Genomic DNA, 21,644 nt, shown 5'->3' with positions numbered 1-21,644 from the left:
TTTTTATTATTTTCTTATCTCAATATGTCAATGAACTTTACAGCTTTAGGCTTTAAGCAATACGCTTTAAGCTTTTAGCTTATGGCCTACAGCTTATAGCTTACGGCCTTTGTGGAGAATAACGGAGTCGAACCGTTGACCTCCTGCGTGCAAGGCAGGCGCTCTAGCCAGCTGAGCTAATCCCCCAATTTTCTTATGAGTTATTAGTTATGAGTTATGAATTTTCAGCTCATAAGGTCTCAACCCTAGAATTTCCTTTTTTTTAAGCTTACAGTCTTTTTTAACTTATAACTCATAACTTATGACTCATAACGCTAAAATAGTAGTCCCGGGCAGACTCGAACTGCCGACCCCTACATTATCAGTGTAGTACTCTAACCAGCTGAGCTACGAGACTCTGTTTTACTTAAAATTTATTATTTGAACTAACAGCAAGAGTAAAATATTCTCAAAATCAAAACCTTTAAAGCTTCTTCTTTTTTCCCCATCGTGTGCAAGCACTAACAATTGGGGCTCTAGAAAGGAGGTGTTCCAGCCGCACCTTCCGGTACGGCTACCTTGTTACGACTTAGCCCTAGTTACCAGTTTTACCCTAGGCAGCTCCTTGCGGTCACCGACTTCAGGCACCCCCAGCTTCCATGGCTTGACGGGCGGTGTGTACAAGGCCCGGGAACGTATTCACCGGATCATGGCTGATATCCGATTACTAGCGATTCCAGCTTCACGGAGTCGAGTTGCAGACTCCGATCCGAACTGTGACCGGTTTTGTAGATTCGCTCCTGGTCGCCCAGTGGCTGCTCTCTGTACCGGCCATTGTAGCACGTGTGTAGCCCAAGGCGTAAGGGCCGTGATGATTTGACGTCATCCCCACCTTCCTCACAGTTTGCACTGGCAGTCTTGTTAGAGTTCCCGACTTGACTCGCTGGCAACTAACAACAGGGGTTGCGCTCGTTATAGGACTTAACCTGACACCTCACGGCACGAGCTGACGACAACCATGCAGCACCTTGTAAATTGTCTTGCGAAAGTTCTGTTTCCAAAACGGTCAATCTACATTTAAGCCTTGGTAAGGTTCCTCGCGTATCATCGAATTAAACCACATGCTCCACCGCTTGTGCGGGCCCCCGTCAATTCCTTTGAGTTTCATTCTTGCGAACGTACTCCCCAGGTGGGATACTTATCACTTTCGCTTAGCCACTGAGATTGCTCCCAACAGCTAGTATCCATCGTTTACGGCGTGGACTACCAGGGTATCTAATCCTGTTCGCTACCCACGCTTTCGTCCATCAGCGTCAATCCATTAGTAGTAACCTGCCTTCGCAATTGGTATTCCATGTAATCTCTAAGCATTTCACCGCTACACTACATATTCTAGTTACTTCCTAATAATTCAAGTCTGGCAGTATCAATGGCCGTTCCACCGTTGAGCGATGGGCTTTCACCACTGACTTACCAAACCGCCTACGGACCCTTTAAACCCAATGATTCCGGATAACGCTTGGATCCTCCGTATTACCGCGGCTGCTGGCACGGAGTTAGCCGATCCTTATTCTTACGATACCGTCAAGCTCCCTCACGAGGGAGTGTTTCTTCTCGTATAAAAGCAGTTTACAATCCATAGGACCGTCATCCTGCACGCGGCATGGCTGGATCAGGCTTGCGCCCATTGTCCAATATTCCTCACTGCTGCCTCCCGTAGGAGTCTGGTCCGTGTCTCAGTACCAGTGTGGGGGATCTCCCTCTCAGGACCCCTACCCATCGTAGCCTTGGTAAGCCGTTACCTTACCAACTAGCTAATGGGACGCATGCTCATCTTTCACCGTTGTGACTTTAATTATAAAATGATGCCATTTCATAATACCATGAGGTATTAATCCAAATTTCTCTGGGCTATCCCTCTGTGAAAGGTAGATTGCATACGCGTTACGCACCCGTGCGCCGGTCTCTCTGCCCGAAGACAAATACCCCTCGACTTGCATGTGTTAAGCCTGCCGCTAGCGTTCATCCTGAGCCAGGATCAAACTCTTCATCGTATATTGTTGATTTGATTTGCATCAAATCGTATTGTTATTCGAATCAGTCTCTATCGGTTCTTTTCAATCTCTCGATTATCTTACTCTTTATTCTTGTGTTTTGAAATCTCTCTCAAAACGGCTGTCAATTCAATATGTCTACGAACGTGTATTTCTTTTTTGTTTCGCTTTTCGTTTATCCCTCAAAGCGGGTGCAAAACTACAACTTCTTTTTTAATTAGCAAGAACTTTTTAAAGTTTTTTTTGAAACTTTTTTTTCGCCTCATTTCTTTATAATTCTCACCAATCTATCAAGGAACTTCCGATGTTTTGCGGGGTGCAAAGGTAACATCCGTTTTCAAATCCCACAAGCTTTTTTGAATCTTTTTTTGAAAAAATTTTTCAGTATCAATTCGTATGCTTGTCAGTATTTAAAGGAACGTCTGTCGCTGTTGCGGGTGCAAAAGTAGCACCTTTATTTACATTTGCAAGACTTTTTATTATATATTTTCCACCTTTTTTCAATCTTTTTCTTAACTCGCTGATAACACAAAACTTACGCTTCCCTCTTTTTTGGCATTTATAGGAATTTTCAGCATCACTCTGTCCTTGCCGCAGTCAGCCCCTATCGGAAGTGCGGCTTTTACGGACTCCACACAGCAGCGCTTTCTTTTCTGTGAGCCTTGCACGGGGCCAATCAGGCCAGGTTTTGGGGATTTATCTTTGAAATGGTGCCCGAAAAGGTGCTGTGGCGGATTTTTGCTATGTTTTCCTGGTTCCCCTAAAGGCGCTGAGTTTCCCGCCATACCGGGGGTTCCTTTTGGAAACTAGCGCCATAGCCCCGATCGAAAACGGAAATCCTTTTGCTTTTTCCTTTAAAAAGCAAAAGATTGAAGGGAATAGCGGGATCAAGCTCCTGATTAAAAAACAAATTATTTAAATTGCTTGTCTGTTCACTCTCGTTCAGTCCTACTTCCAATTTTGGGAAAATTTCGGCTTCGTTCAGCCTGACACAACTACTCATAATATATAATTGGGTATAATTTCCCTACTTATATATATGTATAAAAAACAAACCCGACAAGTTTTCAAAAAAACTGTCGGATTTGATATTCTATTATATATTGATTTTACTTCTTAACCGGGAACTTCCAATCGAATTCGTCTTTGTCATTAATGATTGCACCAATCTCAAATTTTACTACTTCATCAAATTCAGTTTGCAGAATGAACCAGTTATCTTCGTTGAAATAGTTTTCGAAAGTATCAAAAGTTTCCTGATTGTATTTTGTGATTCCTTTTGTCGCCAGGTCTTTTTTTACATCTGAAATTTTTCTTCCGATAAGTTTGAATCCGAAAACTTCTAAATCATTGCTGGAAGCAACCAAATATCCCAATTTCAAATCTTCTTCCTGATAGAAAGTTAATCTTATTTTTTGTGCATTGTAAGCAAAAATCACATTATCATCTTCGTCTTTATAGTTTTTATCAGGTTTTCCTAAAGCAGCTGTCACATCATTTTGCTTCATTCCAAAAAGCAACTTATCGATTCCTGATTTTAGATTTATTTTCATAACTGTCTATTAATTTTTAAAGTGTAAATTTCGTGAAGTTTTTTTCAAACTCAGCTATGTTTAGGTATTATTATTTTTGATAATTCTTTCTATAAGGCCTACTGTTTTTCTTTAGCCTATTTTTACATTCCCTCTATAAACTGGATTAAAATTCGACTCTACAATATGAGTTGAGCCTAACAGCCTTTTTTAAAGTTTCCGCTTTAGATTTTCTTTTACTTCCTCAAACCATTCGTTTTTTAGGATACTTAAAACAATCGAATCACGACGTACTTCTCTGTTTGCTGTTGGCATGTGGCTTCTTAAAACTCCTTCAACTTTGCAACCAATACTTTTCATCGCAGCAATACTTCGTTCGTTATCGTTATCAGCGCGGAATTCTACTCGCTCCATTCCCAAAGTTTCAAATGCGAATTGCAATAATAAAAATTTACAATGCTTGTTAAGTCCGGTTCCTCTGAAAGCTGAACCGTACCAAGTGTAGCCTAATTGAAGGGTTTTATATTCAAGTTGAATATCATAAAAACGGGTTGAACCTGCGTATTTTTGAGATTTTTTATCGAAAACTATAAATGGAAACTCTTTTTGATTTTCTCTTGCTTTTACAGCTGATTGGATATAGTTGATCAGGTTTTCTTTTCCGTCTGCTCCTACTAAAGAATATTTCCATGTTTCAGGTTCGTTGACTGAGATTTCAAGTAAGTTATCAACGTCTGATTCCTGCAAAGGACGCAAAAGAACCAAATCGTCTTCTAAAATAATATTATCTGAAAAGTTGAAATTATATTCCTGACTCATACTTTTTATAATCTTTTTAAGTTTTTTACAAATCACTGTAAAATATTTGTGTTGCTTTGCGAAATAACTATTACACAGAGATTCTCAAAATTTCACAGAGATTCGCAGAATAAAAATATATTTATTCACTCATTTCGTCATAGCGTTCGGGAACTTGCGGGTCGTATAAAGGGCATTTAAATTCTTCGAGTAATTCTACTAACTTGTTCATTGTTTTGCCTTCGGTTCCGTAGCAGTCGATTTTGATGCTTTGTGGTGTAGTGATTACCTGAAAAGCACCTTTTCCGGAATTATTTTTCCAGCTATTCTCATCCACTTTTTCCCATTGCGAGAAAACTGAATTAATTCGGTTTAGGATTACTTCTATCGAAAGTTTTTCCAGGCCTTCGACTTCTTGTTTTTCAATTAAGGCTTCGTAAACTTCGTGGTGATTTAAGTAAATGTCTTCTAAATATCTCCAAAAAAGCAGTTCATACATAACTAGGTGGTGTTTTAGCCCTGATAGCAGCGGCATCCTTTTGTGGCGGGGTTCGCCACAAAAGATACAGCGAATAGCAGGATTAGCTCCTGAAAAAGCTAATTGTTATATATTTAAAAAAGCCATCCAGAGTGGAGTCGAAATCTTTTAAGAAATAAGGGTTTCGACTCCGCTCAGCCTGACAATTTTTATGTTAATATTCAAATGTACCGTATTCACTGGTAATTGTAAGCCTTTTTGAATCTGCAGCTTCTACTCTACCAACGATTTGTGCATCGACATTGAATGATTTTGAAATGGCAATAATATCCTGAGCAATGTTTTCAGGAACATAAATTTCCATACGGTGACCGCAATTGAAAACCTGGTACATTTCTTTCCAGTCTGTTTTTGACTGTTCCTGAATCAGTTTGAACAATGGTGGAACCGGAAATAAATTATCTTTTATAATGTGTAAATCTTGAACAAAATGTAAAATCTTAGTCTGCGCTCCTCCACTGCAATGCACCATTCCATGAATTTCGTCTGGAGTATAGGTATCTAAAATTTTCTTGATAATTGGCGCATACGTTCTGGTTGGAGAAAGTACCAACTGACCAGCGTTTATTGGACTATTTTCTACTTCATCAGTTAAATTAACCTGGCCTGAATAAATTAATTCTTCGGGAACGGCTGCATCAAAACTTTCAGGGTATTTTTTAGCTAAATATTTCCCAAAAACATCATGACGTGCAGAAGTTAATCCGTTACTTCCCATTCCACCGTTATAACTTTTTTCGTAAGTTGCCTGACCAAAAGATGCCAAACCTACGATTACATCTCCGGCTTTGATATTGGCATTGTCAACCACATCGCTGCGTTTCATGCGCGCTGTTACTGTAGAATCTACAATTATGGTACGAACAACATCTCCAACATCAGCAGTTTCTCCACCGGTTGAATGAATCGTTACGCCAAAAGATTTTAATTCGTTGATTAATTCCTCTGTTCCGTTGATGATTGCTGAAATAACTTCAGCCGGGATTAGATTTTTATTTCTTCCAATAGTTGATGAAAGCAAAATATTATCGGTTGCTCCAACACATAATAAATCGTCAATATTCATGATTAAGGCATCCTGAGCAATTCCTTTCCAAACAGAAATATCTCCGGTTTCTTTCCAGTACATATAGGCCAAGGAGGATTTTGTACCGGCTCCGTCAGCATGCATAATTAAGCAATGTTCTTCATCCTGAGTTAAATAATCAGGAACAATTTTACAGAATGCTTGAGGAAATAAACCTTTATCGATATTTTTTATGGCGTTGTGTACGTCTTCTTTTGATGCTGAAACACCTCTTTGTGCGTACCTTTTGCTGGAATCTGAACTCATGAAACTTAGTTTGTGTTGATGTGGTGCAAAGATAATCTCTTTTTTTAATTCTTTGATTGATTCGTATGTTTGATTCACAAAAAAATCCAATATCATTCAATTACTATAAAAATCAAAGAAAACTGATTGTGCTTTTACCACTCAATTTCTTTAAGCCCTTTTGATTTCAGGAAAGCATTTGTCTGACTAAAATGTTTGTTACCGAACCAAAACCCTCTGTTGGCACTTAAAGGAGAAGGATGTCCTGATTTTAAAATATGATGTTTTGAAGCATCGATCAAAGCTGCTTTCTTTTGAGCGAAACCTCCCCAAAGTAAAAAAACTACATTTTCCTTTTCGGCAGAAATTTGCTTTATTACAGCATCTGTAAATTTTTCCCAGCCTTTTCCCTGATGGCTTCCGGCTTCGGATTGTCTTACTGTTAAAGTAGCATTTAAAAGAAAAACTCCCTGATCTGCCCAACGCTCCAAATTACCTGTGTTAGGGATTGGTTTACCTAAATCTGTTTCGATTTCTTTAAAAATATTATAAAGTGATGGAGGAAACGGAATTCCGTCATTTACAGAAAAACACAATCCGTTTGCCTGATTTGGTCCGTGATATGGGTCTTGTCCTATAATAACAACTTTTACCTCGTCGAAATGACAATGGTCAAAGGCTGAAAAAATCTGACTTCCTTTTGGATAACAAATTTTGGTGGCATATTCAGATTTTACAAAAGCAATTAATTCTTTGAAATATGGTTTTTCAAATTCTTCATTTAAAACCGGTTTCCAGGAAGAATGCATTTTTATGTCCATAATTTTTTTTAATGCGAATTTCAGAAATTTTTAAGTAAAATCATATTTACCGGGTCATAAAATTTAGATATGAAGTTAGTAGAATTCAATGATACTATTTTCGTACTTTTGCGTGTACTTTTTTAAAGAAATTAAATGATTAGCATTACCGAAAAAACATTACAAGACTTACAATTTCCAACAGTGCTTGAAACCATTTCCGCGGGCTGTAACACCGATATTGGAAAAGAAAAAGCTTTACAAATAACACCATTCAGAGATAAGGAAACTTTGATGCAGGCTTTGATGCAGACATCAGAATATGTTTCGTCTTTTGAAAATAATAACGCGATTCCGAATCACGGATTTGACGCCATCACACATGAAATCAAATTTTTAGCAATTGAAGACAGTTTCCTTGAAGTAGGCAGTTTTAGAAAAATTGCTACACTTTCATCAACTTCTAATTTTTTATTGAATTTCCTTAAAAAGTTTGATGATTATTATCCGAATTTAAATGCGCGAGCTTCAAGAGTTGAATATACCAAAGATATTGTAACCACAATTGACGCTATTGTAGATAAATATGGAGAGATAAAAGACAATGCTTCTCCTGCTCTTTTGAGTATTCGTCAAAACATGAATATTGTTCGCGGAAAAGTCAACCAAAGTTTTGGAGTTGCCCTTTCTCATAACAATAGCCTTGGTTATCTTGACGATATCAAAGAGAGCTTTGTGCAAAACCGTAGGGTTTTAGCTGTTTTGGCCATGTATCGCCGAAAAGTAAAAGGTTCTATTTTGGGAAGTTCCAAAACCGGAAGCATTGCTTATATTGAACCCGAAGCTACTCTACAATATTCCCGAGAACTGGCTAATTTGGAATACGAAGAAAAAGAAGAAATTACCCGAATCCTAAAACAATTATCAAATCAGATTCGGCCGTATTTGCCTTTGCTAATTGAATATCAGGAATTTTTAAGTGATATTGACGTTGTTGCCGGAAAAGCAAAATATGCAAATCGAATCAACGGAATCTTACCAACTATTACAGAGGAAAGAAGATTGTTTTTTAGAGATGCGTATCATCCTATTTTATATTTGAATAATAAGCAAAAGAATGAAATTACGCATCCGCAAACTATTGAATTAAAACAAGATAACCGAATTATTGTAATCTCCGGACCAAACGCAGGTGGTAAAACAATTTCGCTTAAAACAGTTGGTTTATTGCAATTGATGCTGCAATCCGGGATGTTGATTCCGGTTCATGAAAGAAGTGAAACTTTCTTGTTTGACAGAATTCTAACCGATATTGGAGACAATCAATCTATCGAAAACCATTTGAGCACTTATAGTTACCGATTAAAAAACATGAATTATTTCCTGAAAAAGTGTAATAAGAAAACGATGTTTTTGATTGATGAATTCGGTACAGGTTCTGATCCTGAATTAGGTGGCGCTTTGGCTGAGATTTTCCTGGAAGAATTTTATCATCGTGAAGCCTTTGGAATTATTACAACGCATTATTCAAATTTAAAAATTCTGGCGAACGAATTACCTTTTGCCACGAATGCGAATATGATGTTTGATGAAAAATCTTTGGAACCCATGTATAAACTGGCTTTAGGTCAGGCCGGAAGTTCGTTTACATTTGAAGTTGCCTTGAAAAATGGTATCCCGTTTGGATTGATTAATCGGGCGAAAAAGAAGATTGAAGTCGGAAAAGTACGTTTTGATAAAACCATTGCTACACTTCAGAAAGAACGTTCAAAGCTTGAGAAAACTTCTATCAATCTTAAAGAAGAAGAAACCAGAGCGCGTGAGGAAAGTAAAAAGATGGAAAACATCAATGTAAAAATCAAGCAAAAACTGGAAAGCTATCAGGAATTATACGACAGCAATCAAAAGACGATTTACATTGGACAGAAAATAGAAGATATCTCGGAGAAATATTTCAACAATAAAAACAAAAAAGAACTTATTGGAGAGTTTTTGAAAATTATAGAAATAGAAAATTCAAAGCGTAAAAAAGCAACTCCAAAAGAAGCTAAAGCCATAATTGAAAAGAAAAAAGAAGTGATTGCAGAAGTCTCTGTTCAGGTCGAAGAAATCCGAAAAGAGAAAAAAGAGAAAAAACTTAAACCAGTTGTAGAAAAACCAAAGCCAATTTTAAAGGTTGGGGACCGAGTAAGAATGCTTGACGGAAGGTCTGTGGGAAGTATCGATTCTATTGAAAAAAATAAAGCCACAGTGAATTATGGAATTTTTACTTCAAAGGTGAGTTTGGACGAACTGGAGTTAGTTGAGGCGGCGAAGAAATAGCCGGAAACTTTGAAAATCTAAAAAATTTGAACTAAGAAAACTTAAATAACAAATGCTAAACCTTCCACAAAATAAAAAAATAATCCTCTTTGACGGAGTTTGCAATTTATGCGATAGTTCCGTTCAGTTTATTATTAAACATGATAAAAAAGATGTATTTAGGTTTGTAGCATTGCAATCAGAGTTGGGAATTGCCATTTGTAATTATATAGGTGTAGATCGTACAAAAATTGACAGTATCGTTTTATACAATCCAGGAGTTGCTTATTACTATAAATCTTCCGCAGTTTTGGAAATTTGTAATGAACTAGGCGGTGTTTACAGTTTGATATCTATTTTTAAAATTCTTCCTGAGAAACTTCGAAATTACATCTACGATTATATTGCTAAAAATCGTTACAAATGGTATGGCAAAAAAGAAAGCTGTATGATTCCAACTTCTGAATTGAAGGCTAAGTTTTTATAAATAATTTATACGTATTTATGTCATTCCGAGGAACGAGGAATCTCCATAAGAAACTCCATAATTAAAATCGTCAAACTTTGTAGAGCTACTTGTGGGGATTCCTCGTTCCTCGGAATGACAAAATATTACATAAAAAAGCCTCAAATTCATATGAATCTGAGGCTTTCTGTTTATTAAATTAAATCACTATCTAATTAATTTCCTGTATTTCAAACGTTTTGGAGTTAAATCACCACCTAAACGTTTCTTTTTATTTTCTTCATACTCAGAGAAACCTCCTTCGAAATAATATACTTCAGAATCCCCTTCAAAAGCCAGGATGTGTGTACAAATTCTGTCCAGAAACCATCTGTCGTGAGAAATCACCACAGCACAACCTGCGAAGTTCTCCAGACCTTCTTCGAGTGCACGAAGTGTATTTACATCCAAATCATTCGTTGGCTCATCCAATAATAATACGTTTCCTTCTTCTTTCAATGTCATCGCCAGGTGTAAACGGTTACGTTCTCCACCCGAAAGCATTGAAACTTTCTTGTTTTGCTCGCCCCCGCCAAAGTTGAAACGTGACAAATAAGCTCTTGAATTCACTTGTTTTCCACCCATCATAATTAATTCCTGTCCGTCTGCAAAATTCTCCCAGATAGATTTGTCAGGATTAATATTCGAATGCGCCTGATCTACGTATGCAATTTTCACTGTTTCACCAACTGAAAACTCACCGCTGTCTGTTTTTTCTTCACCCATAATCATTTTGAAAATGGTTGATTTACCAGCACCGTTTGGTCCAATAATTCCAACAATTCCGGCTTGTGGCAAAGTGAAGTTCAAATTATCGTACAATAATTTATCTCCAAAAGCTTTGGCGACATTTTTAGCTTCGATAACATTTGTTCCCAGACGTGGACCATTTGGAATATAGATTTCCAGATTTTCATCTAGTTGTTTTTGATCTTCGTTTAATAATTTATCGTAGTTCTGTAAACGTGCTTTTTGTTTGGTTTGGCGGCCTTTAGCTCCCTGACGAACCCAGTCAAGCTCACGCTCCAAAGTTTTTCTGCGTTTAGAGGCTACTTTTTCTTCCTGAGCCATACGGTTTGATTTTTGGTCTAACCAGGAAGAATAATTTCCTTTCCACGGAATACCTTCTCCTCTATCCAACTCTAAAATCCAACCAGCAACATTATCCAAAAAGTATCTATCGTGCGTTACCGCAATTACAGTTCCGGCATATTGCGCTAAGTGTTGCTCTAGCCAAAGTACTGATTCAGCATCAAGGTGGTTGGTAGGCTCATCGAGTAACAATACATCTGGCTGTTGCAACAACAAACGGCATAATGCTACACGACGACGCTCTCCTCCTGAAAGGTTTTTAATAGGTGTATCACCATCGGGTGTGCGTAAAGCATCCATTGCAATTTCTAATTTGGTATCGATTTCCCAAGCACCGAGAGCATCAATTTTATCCTGTAAAGCTGCCTGACGATCCATTAACTTATCCATTTTGTCCGGATCAGAATAGTTTTCTTCAAGACCGAACAAATCGTTAATCTGATTGTATTCTGCCAAAACTGCCATAGTCTCAGCAGCACCTTCACGAACAATTTCTATAACAGTTTTAGAATCATCAAGAATTGGCTCTTGCTCTAAATAACCTACAGTATAACCAGGCTGAAAAACCACATCACCCTGATAGTTTTTATCAACTCCTGCAATAATTTTTAAAAGAGATGATTTACCTGAACCATTTAAACCCAGAATACCAATTTTAGCTCCGTAAAAGAAACTCAAATAGATATTCTTAAGAACAGGTTTATCTGCTCCCGGATAGGTTTTACTCAATTTTTGCATTGAGAAAATTACTTTCTTATCGTCTGACATTCTATTTATTTTTTATTTTGATTAATTATTTTCTATTGAATTTGATATTGTAATTGCGATTAATTTTGTTAAACTCTGCCTTTCAAAGCATTAAAAACCCAGGCATTAGCTAAAAAACCAACTCCTGTTGCTGCAAATCCCCAACCTGATACATCGCTGTATCTAAAAGCTCCAAGACCTATAAGCAATAATCCCATAAGTATCATTATAAAAGTTGCCCAACCTAAAACGGTATTTTTATTCATTCCCATAATTGTGTAAATAATTTTAACGTCGTTTAATTTTTTCGGAAATGCAAATATCGTGAATTTTCATGGCTTAATTAAATATTTTATACAGCATTTCTTTTAGCAAATCTGACTGAGGCAAAGCATTTGCTCCTACACCTTTACTTTTAACATCAACATCTCTCAAGGCCCCAATAATCTGACTCACTTTTCGCATGGGATAATTTTTGACTGCCAAATCATATTCCTTTAAAAAATAAGGATTTACACCAATGGCTGCCGCTACGTTTTTTGGATTTTTATCTTTAAGTCCGTGGTATTTTAAAAGCTGCACAAAAAAACCAAAAACCAATCCTGTCGTCATTACCAATGGATACTCTTTTGGATTATGTGCAAAATTTTCGGCAATTTTATACGCCTTAATCTGGTTACGTTCGCCAATTGCTTTTCGGAGTTCGAAAACATTATAATCTTTACTGAAACCAATATTTTCCTCAATATGCTGTGGTGTAATTACGGTTCCTTGCGGTAGAATAATTTGTAATTTCTCCAACTCATTATTGATTTTACTCAAATCTGTACCCAAAAATTCAACTAGCATGGCGTTCGCCTTTGGGTCAATTGTATATTTTTTTCCGGCCAAAATACGCTTTATCCAATCACCAACCTGGTTTTCATAAAGTTTTTTACTTTCATAAACGATACCATTTTGAGCCAATAATTTGGTTACTTTTTTACGTTTATCCAGCGTTTTATACTTATAGCAAAAAACCAAAACCGTAGTTTCCATCGGATTGTTGACGTATGATTCTATTTTATCAATGGTTCTTGATAAATCCTGGGCTTCTTTTACAATAACAACCTGACGATCAGCCATCATTGGATAACGCTTAGCGGTTGAAACAATATCTTCAACAGAAACATCCCTTCCGTACAAAACCGTTTGATTGAATCCTTTCTCTTCTTCCGAAAGAACATTCTGTTCAATATATTCAGATAACTTGTCAATATAATAAGGCTCCTCACCCATTAAAAAATAAATTGGTTTTATATTTCCCGCCTTTATATCATTAACAATTTTTACAACTTCATCCATTCAAATTCTTTTGTTTCAGGTTTCAAGTTTCAGGTTAGTTTCAATAACTTGAAACTTTAAACTTGAAACCTGAAACTATTTTAATATTTTTGCTTTATGCAACAACTCAATTTTCCTACTTATACTTTTCGATTCAAAAATAGCGAAAATAAAGTGTCTATTTTTGATGAAATAAGGAAAAAATTTATCATTCTTACTCCCGAAGAATGGGTTCGTCAGCATGTTGTTCATTATTTAATGAATGAAAAAAAATATCCCAAATCCTTAATTAACGTAGAAAAAGTTTTAAGCATCAACGGGTTACGAAAAAGATATGACGTTGTTGTTTTCAATCCGGATGGTTCTATCCATATATTGGTAGAGTGTAAAGCTCCTGAAGTTAAAATTTCGCAGGCAACATTTGATCAGATTGCCCGTTACAATATGACAATGCAGGCACGGTTTTTGAAAGTCACAAACGGTCTGAATCATTATTATTGCCAGATGGATTTTGAAAACGAAAAGTATGAGTTTTTAAAATCGCTACCAGATTATAAAGAGGTTTATTAAATTATAAAGAAATACTTTTGGATAAAATAGCTGTTGTCATTTTAAATTGGAATGGAATAAAATTATTAGAACAATTTTTGCCATCAGTAATCCAATATTCTCAAGGTGCTGCTATATATGTGGCGGATAATGCTTCAACAGATGATTCTGTTAGTTTCGTTCAGCAAAATTTCCCAACAGTTAAAATCATTAAAAATACGGGCAATCATGGCTTTGCTAAGGGTTACAATGATGCTTTAAAAGAAGTTGATGCTGAAATTTATGCTTTAGTCAATTCAGATATTGAAGTAACAGAAAATTGGTTAAAGCCGATTATTGAAACCTTTGACAGCGAAAAAAACACAGTTATTATTCAACCTAAAATTCTTGATTTCAAAAACAAAGAATACTTTGAATACGCCGGAGCTGCCGGAGGATTCATTGATAAATATGGTTATCCGTTTTGTCGGGGCCGAATTTTTGAGACTATAGAAAAAGATAATGGACAATATGATGACAATTGTGAAATACACTGGGCTTCAGGGGCTTGCTTTTTTATCAGAAAGGAAGTTTATGATGAATTAAAAGGTTTTGACGAATCGTTTTTTGCACATCAGGAAGAAATTGATTTATGCTGGCGTGCTTTAAACGAAGGACATACTATTAAATACAATTCACAGTCAGTAGTTTACCATGTTGGAGGAGCAACTTTGAATCAGGGGAATCCTAAAAAAACCTATTTAAATTTTAGAAATTCGTTATTAATGATGGTAAAAAACCTTCCTAAAAAAGGGTTGTTTTTTATAATTTTTTTCAGAATGGTTTTAGATGGCATTGCCGGTATCCGGTTTTTAACACAGGGGAAATTCAAACATACTTTTGCTATTCTTCATGCACATTTTTCCTTTTATTGTATTTCGCTAATGTATTTAAGAAAAAGAAAAGATTTTCAGATGCAAAAATACTATACTGTAAATAGTATCGTTTACCTGTATTATATGAAAAAATTGGTTGTTTTTAAAGATATCTTTAACAGTAATCAAAATATTAAAAACTAAATTTGTAAATAACGTATAATTAAATTTAACATTCATGAGAAAAATAGTAATTGCACTATCCGTATTAATGGCCTTAACTTCGTGTGTTTCTAAAAAGAAATATGCTGATTTAGAAGCCAAAAACAAAGAGATTCAAGATTTATTAAATTCTTGTACTGTAAAATTAAATTCTTGTCTGGAAGAAAAAGCCGGATTAGCTGCAACGGCACAAAGCTATAAAGAACATAATCAGGATTTAATCAGTACGTCTAAAGATTTAACTGTTTTGACTACCAAAGGTGCAGAAAACCTTGAAAAATCTTTAGAAAGTTTAAAAGAAAAAGATTTAAAAATTTCAAGACTTCAGGATGCCTTAACTAAAAAAGACAGTGTAACATTGGCTTTGGTAACAAGCCTAAAAGGTGCTGTTGGAATCAATGATCCTGATATCGAAATCAACGTTGAAAAAGGAGTTGTATTTATTTCTATCGCTGATAAATTATTATTTAAAAGTGGCAGTTATGAGGTAAGTGACAAAGCAAAAAGCGTTTTGGCTAAAGTTGCTAAAGTTGTAAATGACAAACCTGATTTTGAATGTATGGTTGAAGGTCATACTGATAATGTCCCATACAAAAGCAACGGAGTTTTATTAGACAACTGGGATTTAAGCGTAAAACGTTCTACTTCTATTGTACGTGTTTTAACTAATGATTTAGGAGTTAATCCTGCTAAATTAATTGCTGCCGGAAGAAGTTCATATGTACCTTTAGTTGCAAATGATACTCCTGATAATAAATCCCGTAACAGAAGAACACGTATTGTTGTTATGCCAAAAATCGATCAGTTTTATGATATGATTGAAAAAGAAATGAAAAAACAACAACAATAACAATTTCTGATTCTTACTTATTAAAAAGAAAAAGCAGGTCAATTGACCTGCTTTTTTACTATCCTTAAAATCATTCAGGGATAATATTTGTTTTAATTAACTAACTAAATTTTAACTAACACTAAAGTTACAAATAATATTTTTTAAAGCAGTTAATAGTTTAAGTTTTTTTTTACAAAATATCTACATCCCCTTTTCCTTCTCTTACAATTACAGGTTCATGCTCTGATAAATCAATAATCGTAGAGCCTATATTATCTCCGTAGCCACCGTCAATAACAAGATCAACCAGATTTTGCCATTTTTCAAAAATCAATTCAGGATCTGTTGTATACTCAATTACATCATCTTCATCACGAATAGAAGTCGATACAATAGGGTTTCCTAACTGACGGACAATTTCTAAAGCAATATTATTATCCGGAACACGAATCCCGACAGTTGTTTTCTTTTTAAATTCTTTTGGCAAATTATTATTTCCCGGTAAAATAAAAGTGTATGGTCCTGGTAAAGCTCTTTTTAAAATTTTAAAAGTTGCTGTATCAATCTGACGTACATAATCGGATAAATTACTCAGATCATGACAAATAAAGGAGAAATTTGCTTTTTCTAATTTTACTCCTTTAATCTTTGCAATTTTTTCTAACGCTCGAGAATTCGTAATATCACAACCCAATCCGTAAACCGTATCTGTTGGATAAATAATTAAGCCTCCGTTTTGAAGTACTTTGACGACTTTTGCAATCGCTGCTTCACTGGGTTTATCCGGGTATATTTTTATAAATTCTGACATTTGTATGTTTTTGTTTCAGGTTTCAGGTTTAAAGTTCTTTCAAAACTACTTTAAACTTAAAACAAATTTTATTACCCAACTACATCTAGTTTGGCAAATCGTAATAGTAATTTTTTAATTCCTCCGACTTCAAATTTAATTTCAGCTTTTTTATCAGCTCCAACACCTTCCAGATTGATTACTTCTCCTTTTCCAAAACGTTCATGCATCACTACATTTCCAACAGTTAATTTACTGTCAAATAAATTAGGAGCACTGCTATTTGGATTAGTCCCTGTAACTGGTTTTAACTTACGAATATTTAAATCCGGTTTAGGCTCATTATCTGTAATATATTTTGGAGGTGTTCCTCCAACTGGTTTCGCCAGCCTCAATTTTGATTTATCAATATCTCCAAAAATATCACTGTCAATCATTGGCTTATAACGGTAATTATTTTCTGTAGGGGTTAAGTATTCTAAATATTGTGCGTCAATTTCTTCAATAAAACGTGATGGTTCGCTGTCAGTCAGTTTTCCCCAGCGGTAGCGTGACTGTGCATATGTTAGATATGCCTGATGTTCTGCACGGGTCAGTGCTACATAAAACAGACGGCGCTCTTCCTCCAATTCACTCCTTGTACTCATACTCATGGCACTCGGAAACAAATCTTCTTCCATACCCACGACAAAAACATGAGGAAATTCAAGTCCTTTTGCCAAGTGAATCGTCATTAACGCTACACGATCTTCATCACTTGTGTCTTTATCAAGATCGGTTGCCAGTGCGACATCTTCCATAAATTCAGATAATGCTCCTCTTGCCCCATCAATTTCTTTCTGACCTTCAGTAAAATCTTTGATACCATTCAGAAGCTCTTCTATATTCTGAATTTTTGCCATTCCTTCGGGTGTGGCATCTTTCTTCAGTTCCTGAACCAAACCTGTTTTTTTTGCAACATGATCTGTAATATAAAAAGCATCCTGATTTTCGTTAATTACCTGAAAACTCTGAATCATGGTTACAAAATCATTCAGTTTTTGTTTGGTTCCTGAGTTCAGTTTCAAATCGATTTTGTCAATATTCACCATCACTTCCCAAATTGAACGTTTGTAATGATTGGCTGCAATAGTAAGTTTTTCGACAGTTGTATCTCCGATTCCGCGAGCAGGATAATTGATAACGCGAATCAGTGCTTCTTCATCTTTTGGATTGATTACTAAGCGTAAATAACATAAAACATCTTTAATTTCCTTACGTTGATAAAATGACAATCCCCCATAAATTCGATACGGAATATCGCGTTTTCTCAAAGCATCCTCCATTGCACGCGATTGAGCATTTGTACGATATAAAATTGCAAAAGAACCATTGTGCAATTGGTTCTGCATTTTTTGCTCAAAAATAGTGCTGGCAACAAAACGGCCTTCCTCAGCATCTGTTAAGCTGCGGTGTATTTTTATTTTTGGACCAAAATCATTTGCTGTCCAAACTATTTTATCCAGCTTGGTTTTATTTTTATCAATAATAGTATTCGCTGCTTCAACAATATTTCTTGTTGAGCGGTAATTTTGCTCTAATCTAAAAGTTTTTACACCTTCATAATCCTTCTGGAAATTCAAAATATTATTGATGTTCGCTCCACGAAAAGCATAAATACTCTGCGCATCATCTCCTACCACACAAATATTTTGAAACTTATCTGATAAAGCCCTGACAATCAAATATTGAGAATGGTTTGTATCCTGGTACTCATCAACCAGAATATAACGAAAACGGTTTTGATATTTGGCTAAAACTTCGGGGAAACGAGTTAATAATTCATTGGTTTTCAATAATAAATCATCAAAATCCATTGCTCCGGCTTTAAAACAACGCTCTACATACTGTTGATAAATTTCTCCCAATCTTGGCTTTTTTGCCATAGCATCAGCCTCTTGCAATTCGGGATTATTAAAATAAGCTTTCACAGTAATCAAACTGTTTTTATAACTCGAGATACGATTTAAAACTTGTTTAGGCTTATAAATATCACGATCTAATTGCATTTCTTTGATAATAGAAGAAATCAATCTGGCAGAATCCTGCGAATCGTAAATGGTGAAGTTTGAAGGATATCCAAGATGCTCTGATTCTGAACGGAGAATACGTGCAAAAACAGAATGGAAGGTTCCCATCCACAAGTTTTTAGCTTCACTGGCTCCAACAATAGCCGAAATACGGCTTTTCATCTCACGTGCAGCTTTATTTGTAAATGTTAATGACAATATATTAAACGCATCAACGCCCTGATGCATTAAATAAGCAATCCTGATAGTTAAAACACGTGTTTTTCCAGATCCTGCACCAGCAATAATAATCATTGGCCCATCCTTTTGTAAAACAGGTTCTCTTTGTGCTTCGTTTAGCTGGTCAATATATTTATGCATGAATTTTTTTCCTTTTATGCAAAAATAAGAATTTAAGTTTTAGAAATTTGCATCTATAAAAACCAAACTTGCCTCAAATAGAAAAAAAATGCAGAAAAATATTTTTTTTCGTACCAGTAATTTTTTGATCCATAATATAAATCAAAAAACCACTTCATTTTATTGAAGTGGCTTCTTAATTAAAAGGCAATAGCCTGTTTTATTTCATGATTACTTTTATTGTTTTTTGAATATCTGCTGATTGAACAGTAAGGATATATATACCTGCAGCAATTGTATTTTGATTAACTGCAATCACATTTTGCCCGCTTTCTAATACTTGTTTTTTCGAAAGAAGTATTTGTCCATTAATAGTAGACAACGTTATATTTGCTTCCTTAGCCTCAGCTGTAGTAACTGCTAAATTAATAGTATTTACAGCCGGATTTGGCGAAACAACAGCTTCAAAAACAGAAGTAGTTTCTGCAATAGCTGTATTAGAAGAAAGTGTTTTCTCAGAACTGCTGCAACTGGCTGCTGTTGGAGAATTTCCTGTTATTTCTAACCAATCAACATTAGCAAATTCTGAACTCACTGTTGTTTCTAATCTTATTCTGTTTATTCCGCTTACTAATGTTATTGTTGCGTCTGCTGTAGTTGACCAGGTTGACCAGCTGGTTGTTTTAGGAAATCCTAAACTTGCAATAGCAGTAGTACCGTTTACTACTACTTTGGCTACCGTAGCTGAGGAGCTGCTTCCATTAGCATATCTAAACTTAATTGTATAAGTTCCTGCTGAAGGTACATTAACAGAATAATCTATTCCTTTTGCTGCTGAATTAGAAAGATTGACGTAGTAACCGCCATCAGCACCGGTATAGCTGTTTTGAAGAGATCCGTCAGCACCACAATATCCATTTGTAATTGTTGCATTATCGTCAATTCTTAACGTCGTATTACCTGTAGTTATCGGATTAAAAGTTGCAGTAACTGCTGTATTTGCATTCATTGTAACTGTAGTAGAAGCCGTTGTCGCTCCATTACTCCAATTTGCAAATGTATATCCCGATGCTGGAGTAGCAGTAAGAGTTACTACTGTTCCGCTGGCATAACTAGTTGTATTTGGACTACGACTGATACTCCCTCCTGCTGTTGGACTGGCCGTAGTAGTCAACGTATAAGAAGTTGTTGTTGCAGTAAAATTTGCAGTAATTGTTGTGTTCGCATTCATACTAACTGTAGTTGAAGCAGTTGTTGCTCCGTTACTCCAGCTCGTAAATGTATAGCCGGATGCAGGTGTTGCTGTAAGTGTTACAACAGTACCAGCAGTATAAGATGTCGCATTAGGGCTGCGTGCAATACTTCCCCCTGCAGTTGGACTAGCAGTCGTAGTTAAAGTATAAGAAGTTGTCGTTGCGGTAAAATTTGAAGTAATAGTTGTATTCGCATTCATGGTAACTGTGGTTGACGCAGTTGTTGCTCCGTTACTCCAGCTCGTAAATGTATAACCGGACGCAGGAGTTGCAGTAAGTGTTACAACAGTGCCTGCTGCATAAGATGTCGCATTAGGACTACGTGCAATACTACCACCTGCTGTTGGATTTGCAGTAGTTGTTAGTGTATAATTAGTAACTACTGTTCCACCGGATTCTCTTGCACCAAGATCCGGAGCCGTACCGTTAAAAGTAATTCCCGTAGCAGTAACACCTGCATTTATTAAATCACTTGATGCGCTTAGTGCTAAAAAATTACCTAAATTAGGGCTTCCATCAGCATTTTTAGTAACTGTTGGAGTCAAAGTAACAAAATCGGCGCTGCTGACAACCAATGCTCCACCATTTGTACTAACGCTATTTATCCACCATACATTAGAATTTCCTACATCGGTTCCTGTTTTTTTATCACTGGCACCTGAGTTATAGGACAGATTATTTCTGAATTGATGGGTTCCGCCTGTTCGGAAATTAAAATTACTTTCAGCATTATTAAACGATGTATTATTAGACATTTCTATTGAACCTAAGTTATTGTTGTCTGTAAAACCGTGTTTTCCATTACCAAAAGCTACACAACGACGTACAATATGATTTACTCCAATACCTTCTCCTCCTAATTTGAACCCATTTTTATCTCCACTCCCAGAAGTCCCGCTAGTGGTTAGTGTACCATTATTATAAGCTACACAATTTTCAAATAAAATAACTCCGATTGGTCCTGTCTCTGTTTTGGTATATAAATCCCATCCATCATCAATATTATTATGAGAAATGCATCCTCTAAATATATTGCCCTGGCCACAGGTAAGTTTTGCAGCAAAACCATCTGCATTTTCTGAACCTGCATCTTTATTATCAAAAGATTCACAATTCAGAATCAAATTATTGGAAGGCCATTGACTGATTGCAGTATAACTTGTTGTATACCTGCTTAACTGAAGTCCTGTATCTCTGTTTTTTTCAAAAATACAATTGTCTATAGTATTGTTATTACCTGAAAGAAGCATACCATTGTCACCTGCATTTCTAATGGTAATTCCTTTAAAATACCAATAAAAACCATCCAGGACAATACCTCTGTTGGAAGCAGTTTCTGTTTGTGCAGAAAAATCAAGAATTGGAATTTCACTATTATAAGCTTCTATACGCTTAAGATTTCCTGATGTACCACTATTCGCTCTATCGATCAAGATTGTTGAAGCCATCGAATATGTACCACCCCGCATATAGATGGTTTGTCCCGGACTAACTGTTGTTATAGCATTTGCTACTGTAGTGGGACTCGCTAAGGTTCCGGGATTACTGGCTGTACCTGTTGGGGAGACATAGATTTGTGAAGACATACAAAGCGGAAAAAACAACAATGCACCGAATAAACTGGTTAATTTTTTTTTCATTTAATAGGGTTTTTAATGGTTAGTTAGTAATTATAATTTATTTTGAAATTATATTCGATTTTTGAAAACTCATTATTAAAATCAAAAACATGAACAGCATCATAATATGTAATCG

General features: G+C 35.9%; 16 protein-coding genes, 2 tRNA genes and 1 rRNA gene. 5 read left to right on the top strand and 14 right to left on the bottom strand.

The features are described 5' to 3' along the window. Window positions 1-112 precede the first annotated feature (112 nt). The 8 genes from ACEN92_RS01775 to ACEN92_RS01740 form a co-directional block, all read right to left on the bottom strand. Window positions 113-186: transfer RNA gene (locus ACEN92_RS01775), tRNA-Ala, on the bottom strand. Between the two features lie 137 nt (window positions 187-323). Beyond that, a tRNA-Ile gene (locus ACEN92_RS01770) sits at window positions 324-397 on the bottom strand. Between the two features lie 122 nt (window positions 398-519). Continuing rightward, window positions 520-2,033, bottom strand: a 16S ribosomal RNA gene (locus tag ACEN92_RS01765). A gap of 1,109 nt (window positions 2,034-3,142) precedes the next feature. Next, the gene (locus ACEN92_RS01760) at window positions 3,143-3,586 is read right to left on the bottom strand and encodes a hypothetical protein (protein ID WP_495640654.1); all 444 of its coding nucleotides are present in this window, start codon (window positions 3,584-3,586) and stop codon (window positions 3,143-3,145) included. Window positions 3,587-3,775: 189 nt separating this feature from the next. Beyond that, on the bottom strand, window positions 3,776-4,384 hold the full coding sequence (locus ACEN92_RS01755) for a GNAT family N-acetyltransferase (protein ID WP_495640653.1): 609 nt from the start codon (window positions 4,382-4,384) through the stop codon (window positions 3,776-3,778). Between the two features lie 121 nt (window positions 4,385-4,505). Further along, on the bottom strand, window positions 4,506-4,862 hold the full coding sequence (locus ACEN92_RS01750) for a hypothetical protein (RefSeq protein ID WP_495640652.1): 357 nt from the start codon (window positions 4,860-4,862) through the stop codon (window positions 4,506-4,508). Between the two features lie 193 nt (window positions 4,863-5,055). Continuing rightward, window positions 5,056-6,234, bottom strand: a complete 1,179-nt coding sequence (locus ACEN92_RS01745; RefSeq protein WP_495640651.1) for an AIR synthase related protein — start codon at window positions 6,232-6,234, stop codon at window positions 5,056-5,058. 134 nt (window positions 6,235-6,368) lie between these two features. Continuing rightward, window positions 6,369-7,034 (bottom strand): uracil-DNA glycosylase, encoded by a 666-nt coding sequence (locus ACEN92_RS01740; protein ID WP_495640650.1) that lies wholly within the window; start codon window positions 7,032-7,034, stop codon window positions 6,369-6,371. Window positions 7,035-7,169: 135 nt separating this feature from the next. Between ACEN92_RS01740 and ACEN92_RS01735 the strand changes: the two genes are divergently transcribed. Both ACEN92_RS01735 and ACEN92_RS01730 read left to right on the top strand, forming a co-directional pair. Continuing rightward, the gene (locus tag ACEN92_RS01735; RefSeq protein WP_495640649.1) at window positions 7,170-9,335 is read left to right on the top strand and encodes an endonuclease MutS2; all 2,166 of its coding nucleotides are present in this window, start codon (window positions 7,170-7,172) and stop codon (window positions 9,333-9,335) included. Between the two features lie 52 nt (window positions 9,336-9,387). Then, window positions 9,388-9,801, top strand: coding sequence for a thiol-disulfide oxidoreductase DCC family protein (locus ACEN92_RS01730; RefSeq protein WP_495640648.1), 414 nt, complete (start codon window positions 9,388-9,390; stop codon window positions 9,799-9,801). A 186-nt stretch (window positions 9,802-9,987) separates the two neighbouring features. Here the strand turns inward: ACEN92_RS01730 and ettA are convergent, their stop codons facing one another. The 3 genes from ettA to holA all read right to left on the bottom strand — a co-directional run bounded on the left by ettA (window position 9,988) and on the right by holA (window position 13,002). After that, window positions 9,988-11,679: an energy-dependent translational throttle protein EttA gene (ettA, locus tag ACEN92_RS01725; RefSeq protein WP_495640647.1), complete on the bottom strand. Its 1,692-nt coding sequence runs from the start codon at window positions 11,677-11,679 to the stop codon at window positions 9,988-9,990. 68 nt (window positions 11,680-11,747) lie between these two features. After that, on the bottom strand, window positions 11,748-11,930 hold the full coding sequence (locus ACEN92_RS01720; protein WP_230714740.1) for a CAL67264 family membrane protein: 183 nt from the start codon (window positions 11,928-11,930) through the stop codon (window positions 11,748-11,750). 67 nt (window positions 11,931-11,997) lie between these two features. After that, window positions 11,998-13,002 (bottom strand): DNA polymerase III subunit delta, encoded by a 1,005-nt coding sequence (gene holA / locus ACEN92_RS01715; RefSeq protein ID WP_495640646.1) that lies wholly within the window; start codon window positions 13,000-13,002, stop codon window positions 11,998-12,000. 96 nt (window positions 13,003-13,098) lie between these two features. Here holA and ACEN92_RS01710 point away from each other — a divergent pair, with 96 nt between their 5' ends. Genes ACEN92_RS01710 through ACEN92_RS01700 form a run of 3 tightly spaced genes read left to right on the top strand, consistent with a single transcriptional unit; the run spans window position 13,099 to window position 15,456 of the window. Next, window positions 13,099-13,551, top strand: coding sequence for a type I restriction enzyme HsdR N-terminal domain-containing protein (locus tag ACEN92_RS01710; RefSeq protein WP_495640645.1), 453 nt, complete (start codon window positions 13,099-13,101; stop codon window positions 13,549-13,551). 17 nt (window positions 13,552-13,568) lie between these two features. Further along, window positions 13,569-14,588 (top strand): glycosyltransferase family 2 protein, encoded by a 1,020-nt coding sequence (locus ACEN92_RS01705; protein ID WP_495640644.1) that lies wholly within the window; start codon window positions 13,569-13,571, stop codon window positions 14,586-14,588. Window positions 14,589-14,622: 34 nt separating this feature from the next. Next, window positions 14,623-15,456: an OmpA/MotB family protein gene (locus ACEN92_RS01700; RefSeq protein ID WP_495640643.1), complete on the top strand. Its 834-nt coding sequence runs from the start codon at window positions 14,623-14,625 to the stop codon at window positions 15,454-15,456. A 172-nt stretch (window positions 15,457-15,628) separates the two neighbouring features. On the opposite strand, the gene ACEN92_RS01695 is transcribed toward ACEN92_RS01700, so the two are convergent. The 3 genes from ACEN92_RS01695 to ACEN92_RS01685 all read right to left on the bottom strand — a co-directional run bounded on the left by ACEN92_RS01695 (window position 15,629) and on the right by ACEN92_RS01685 (window position 21,529). Further along, window positions 15,629-16,249 (bottom strand): L-threonylcarbamoyladenylate synthase, encoded by a 621-nt coding sequence (locus ACEN92_RS01695; RefSeq protein ID WP_495640642.1) that lies wholly within the window; start codon window positions 16,247-16,249, stop codon window positions 15,629-15,631. Between the two features lie 71 nt (window positions 16,250-16,320). Beyond that, window positions 16,321-18,657: an ATP-dependent helicase gene (locus ACEN92_RS01690; protein ID WP_495640641.1), complete on the bottom strand. Its 2,337-nt coding sequence runs from the start codon at window positions 18,655-18,657 to the stop codon at window positions 16,321-16,323. Between the two features lie 199 nt (window positions 18,658-18,856). Then, a complete protein-coding gene (locus tag ACEN92_RS01685) occupies window positions 18,857-21,529 on the bottom strand; it encodes a right-handed parallel beta-helix repeat-containing protein (RefSeq protein ID WP_495640640.1) in 2,673 nt (890 codons plus the stop codon). Window positions 21,530-21,644: the final 115 nt, after the last annotated feature.

The sequence above is a fragment of the Flavobacterium sp. Flavsp81 genome, assembly GCF_059491325.1.
Note: the sequence above shows the minus strand (reverse complement) of the source record. Positions and strands in the feature narration are given on the sequence as shown.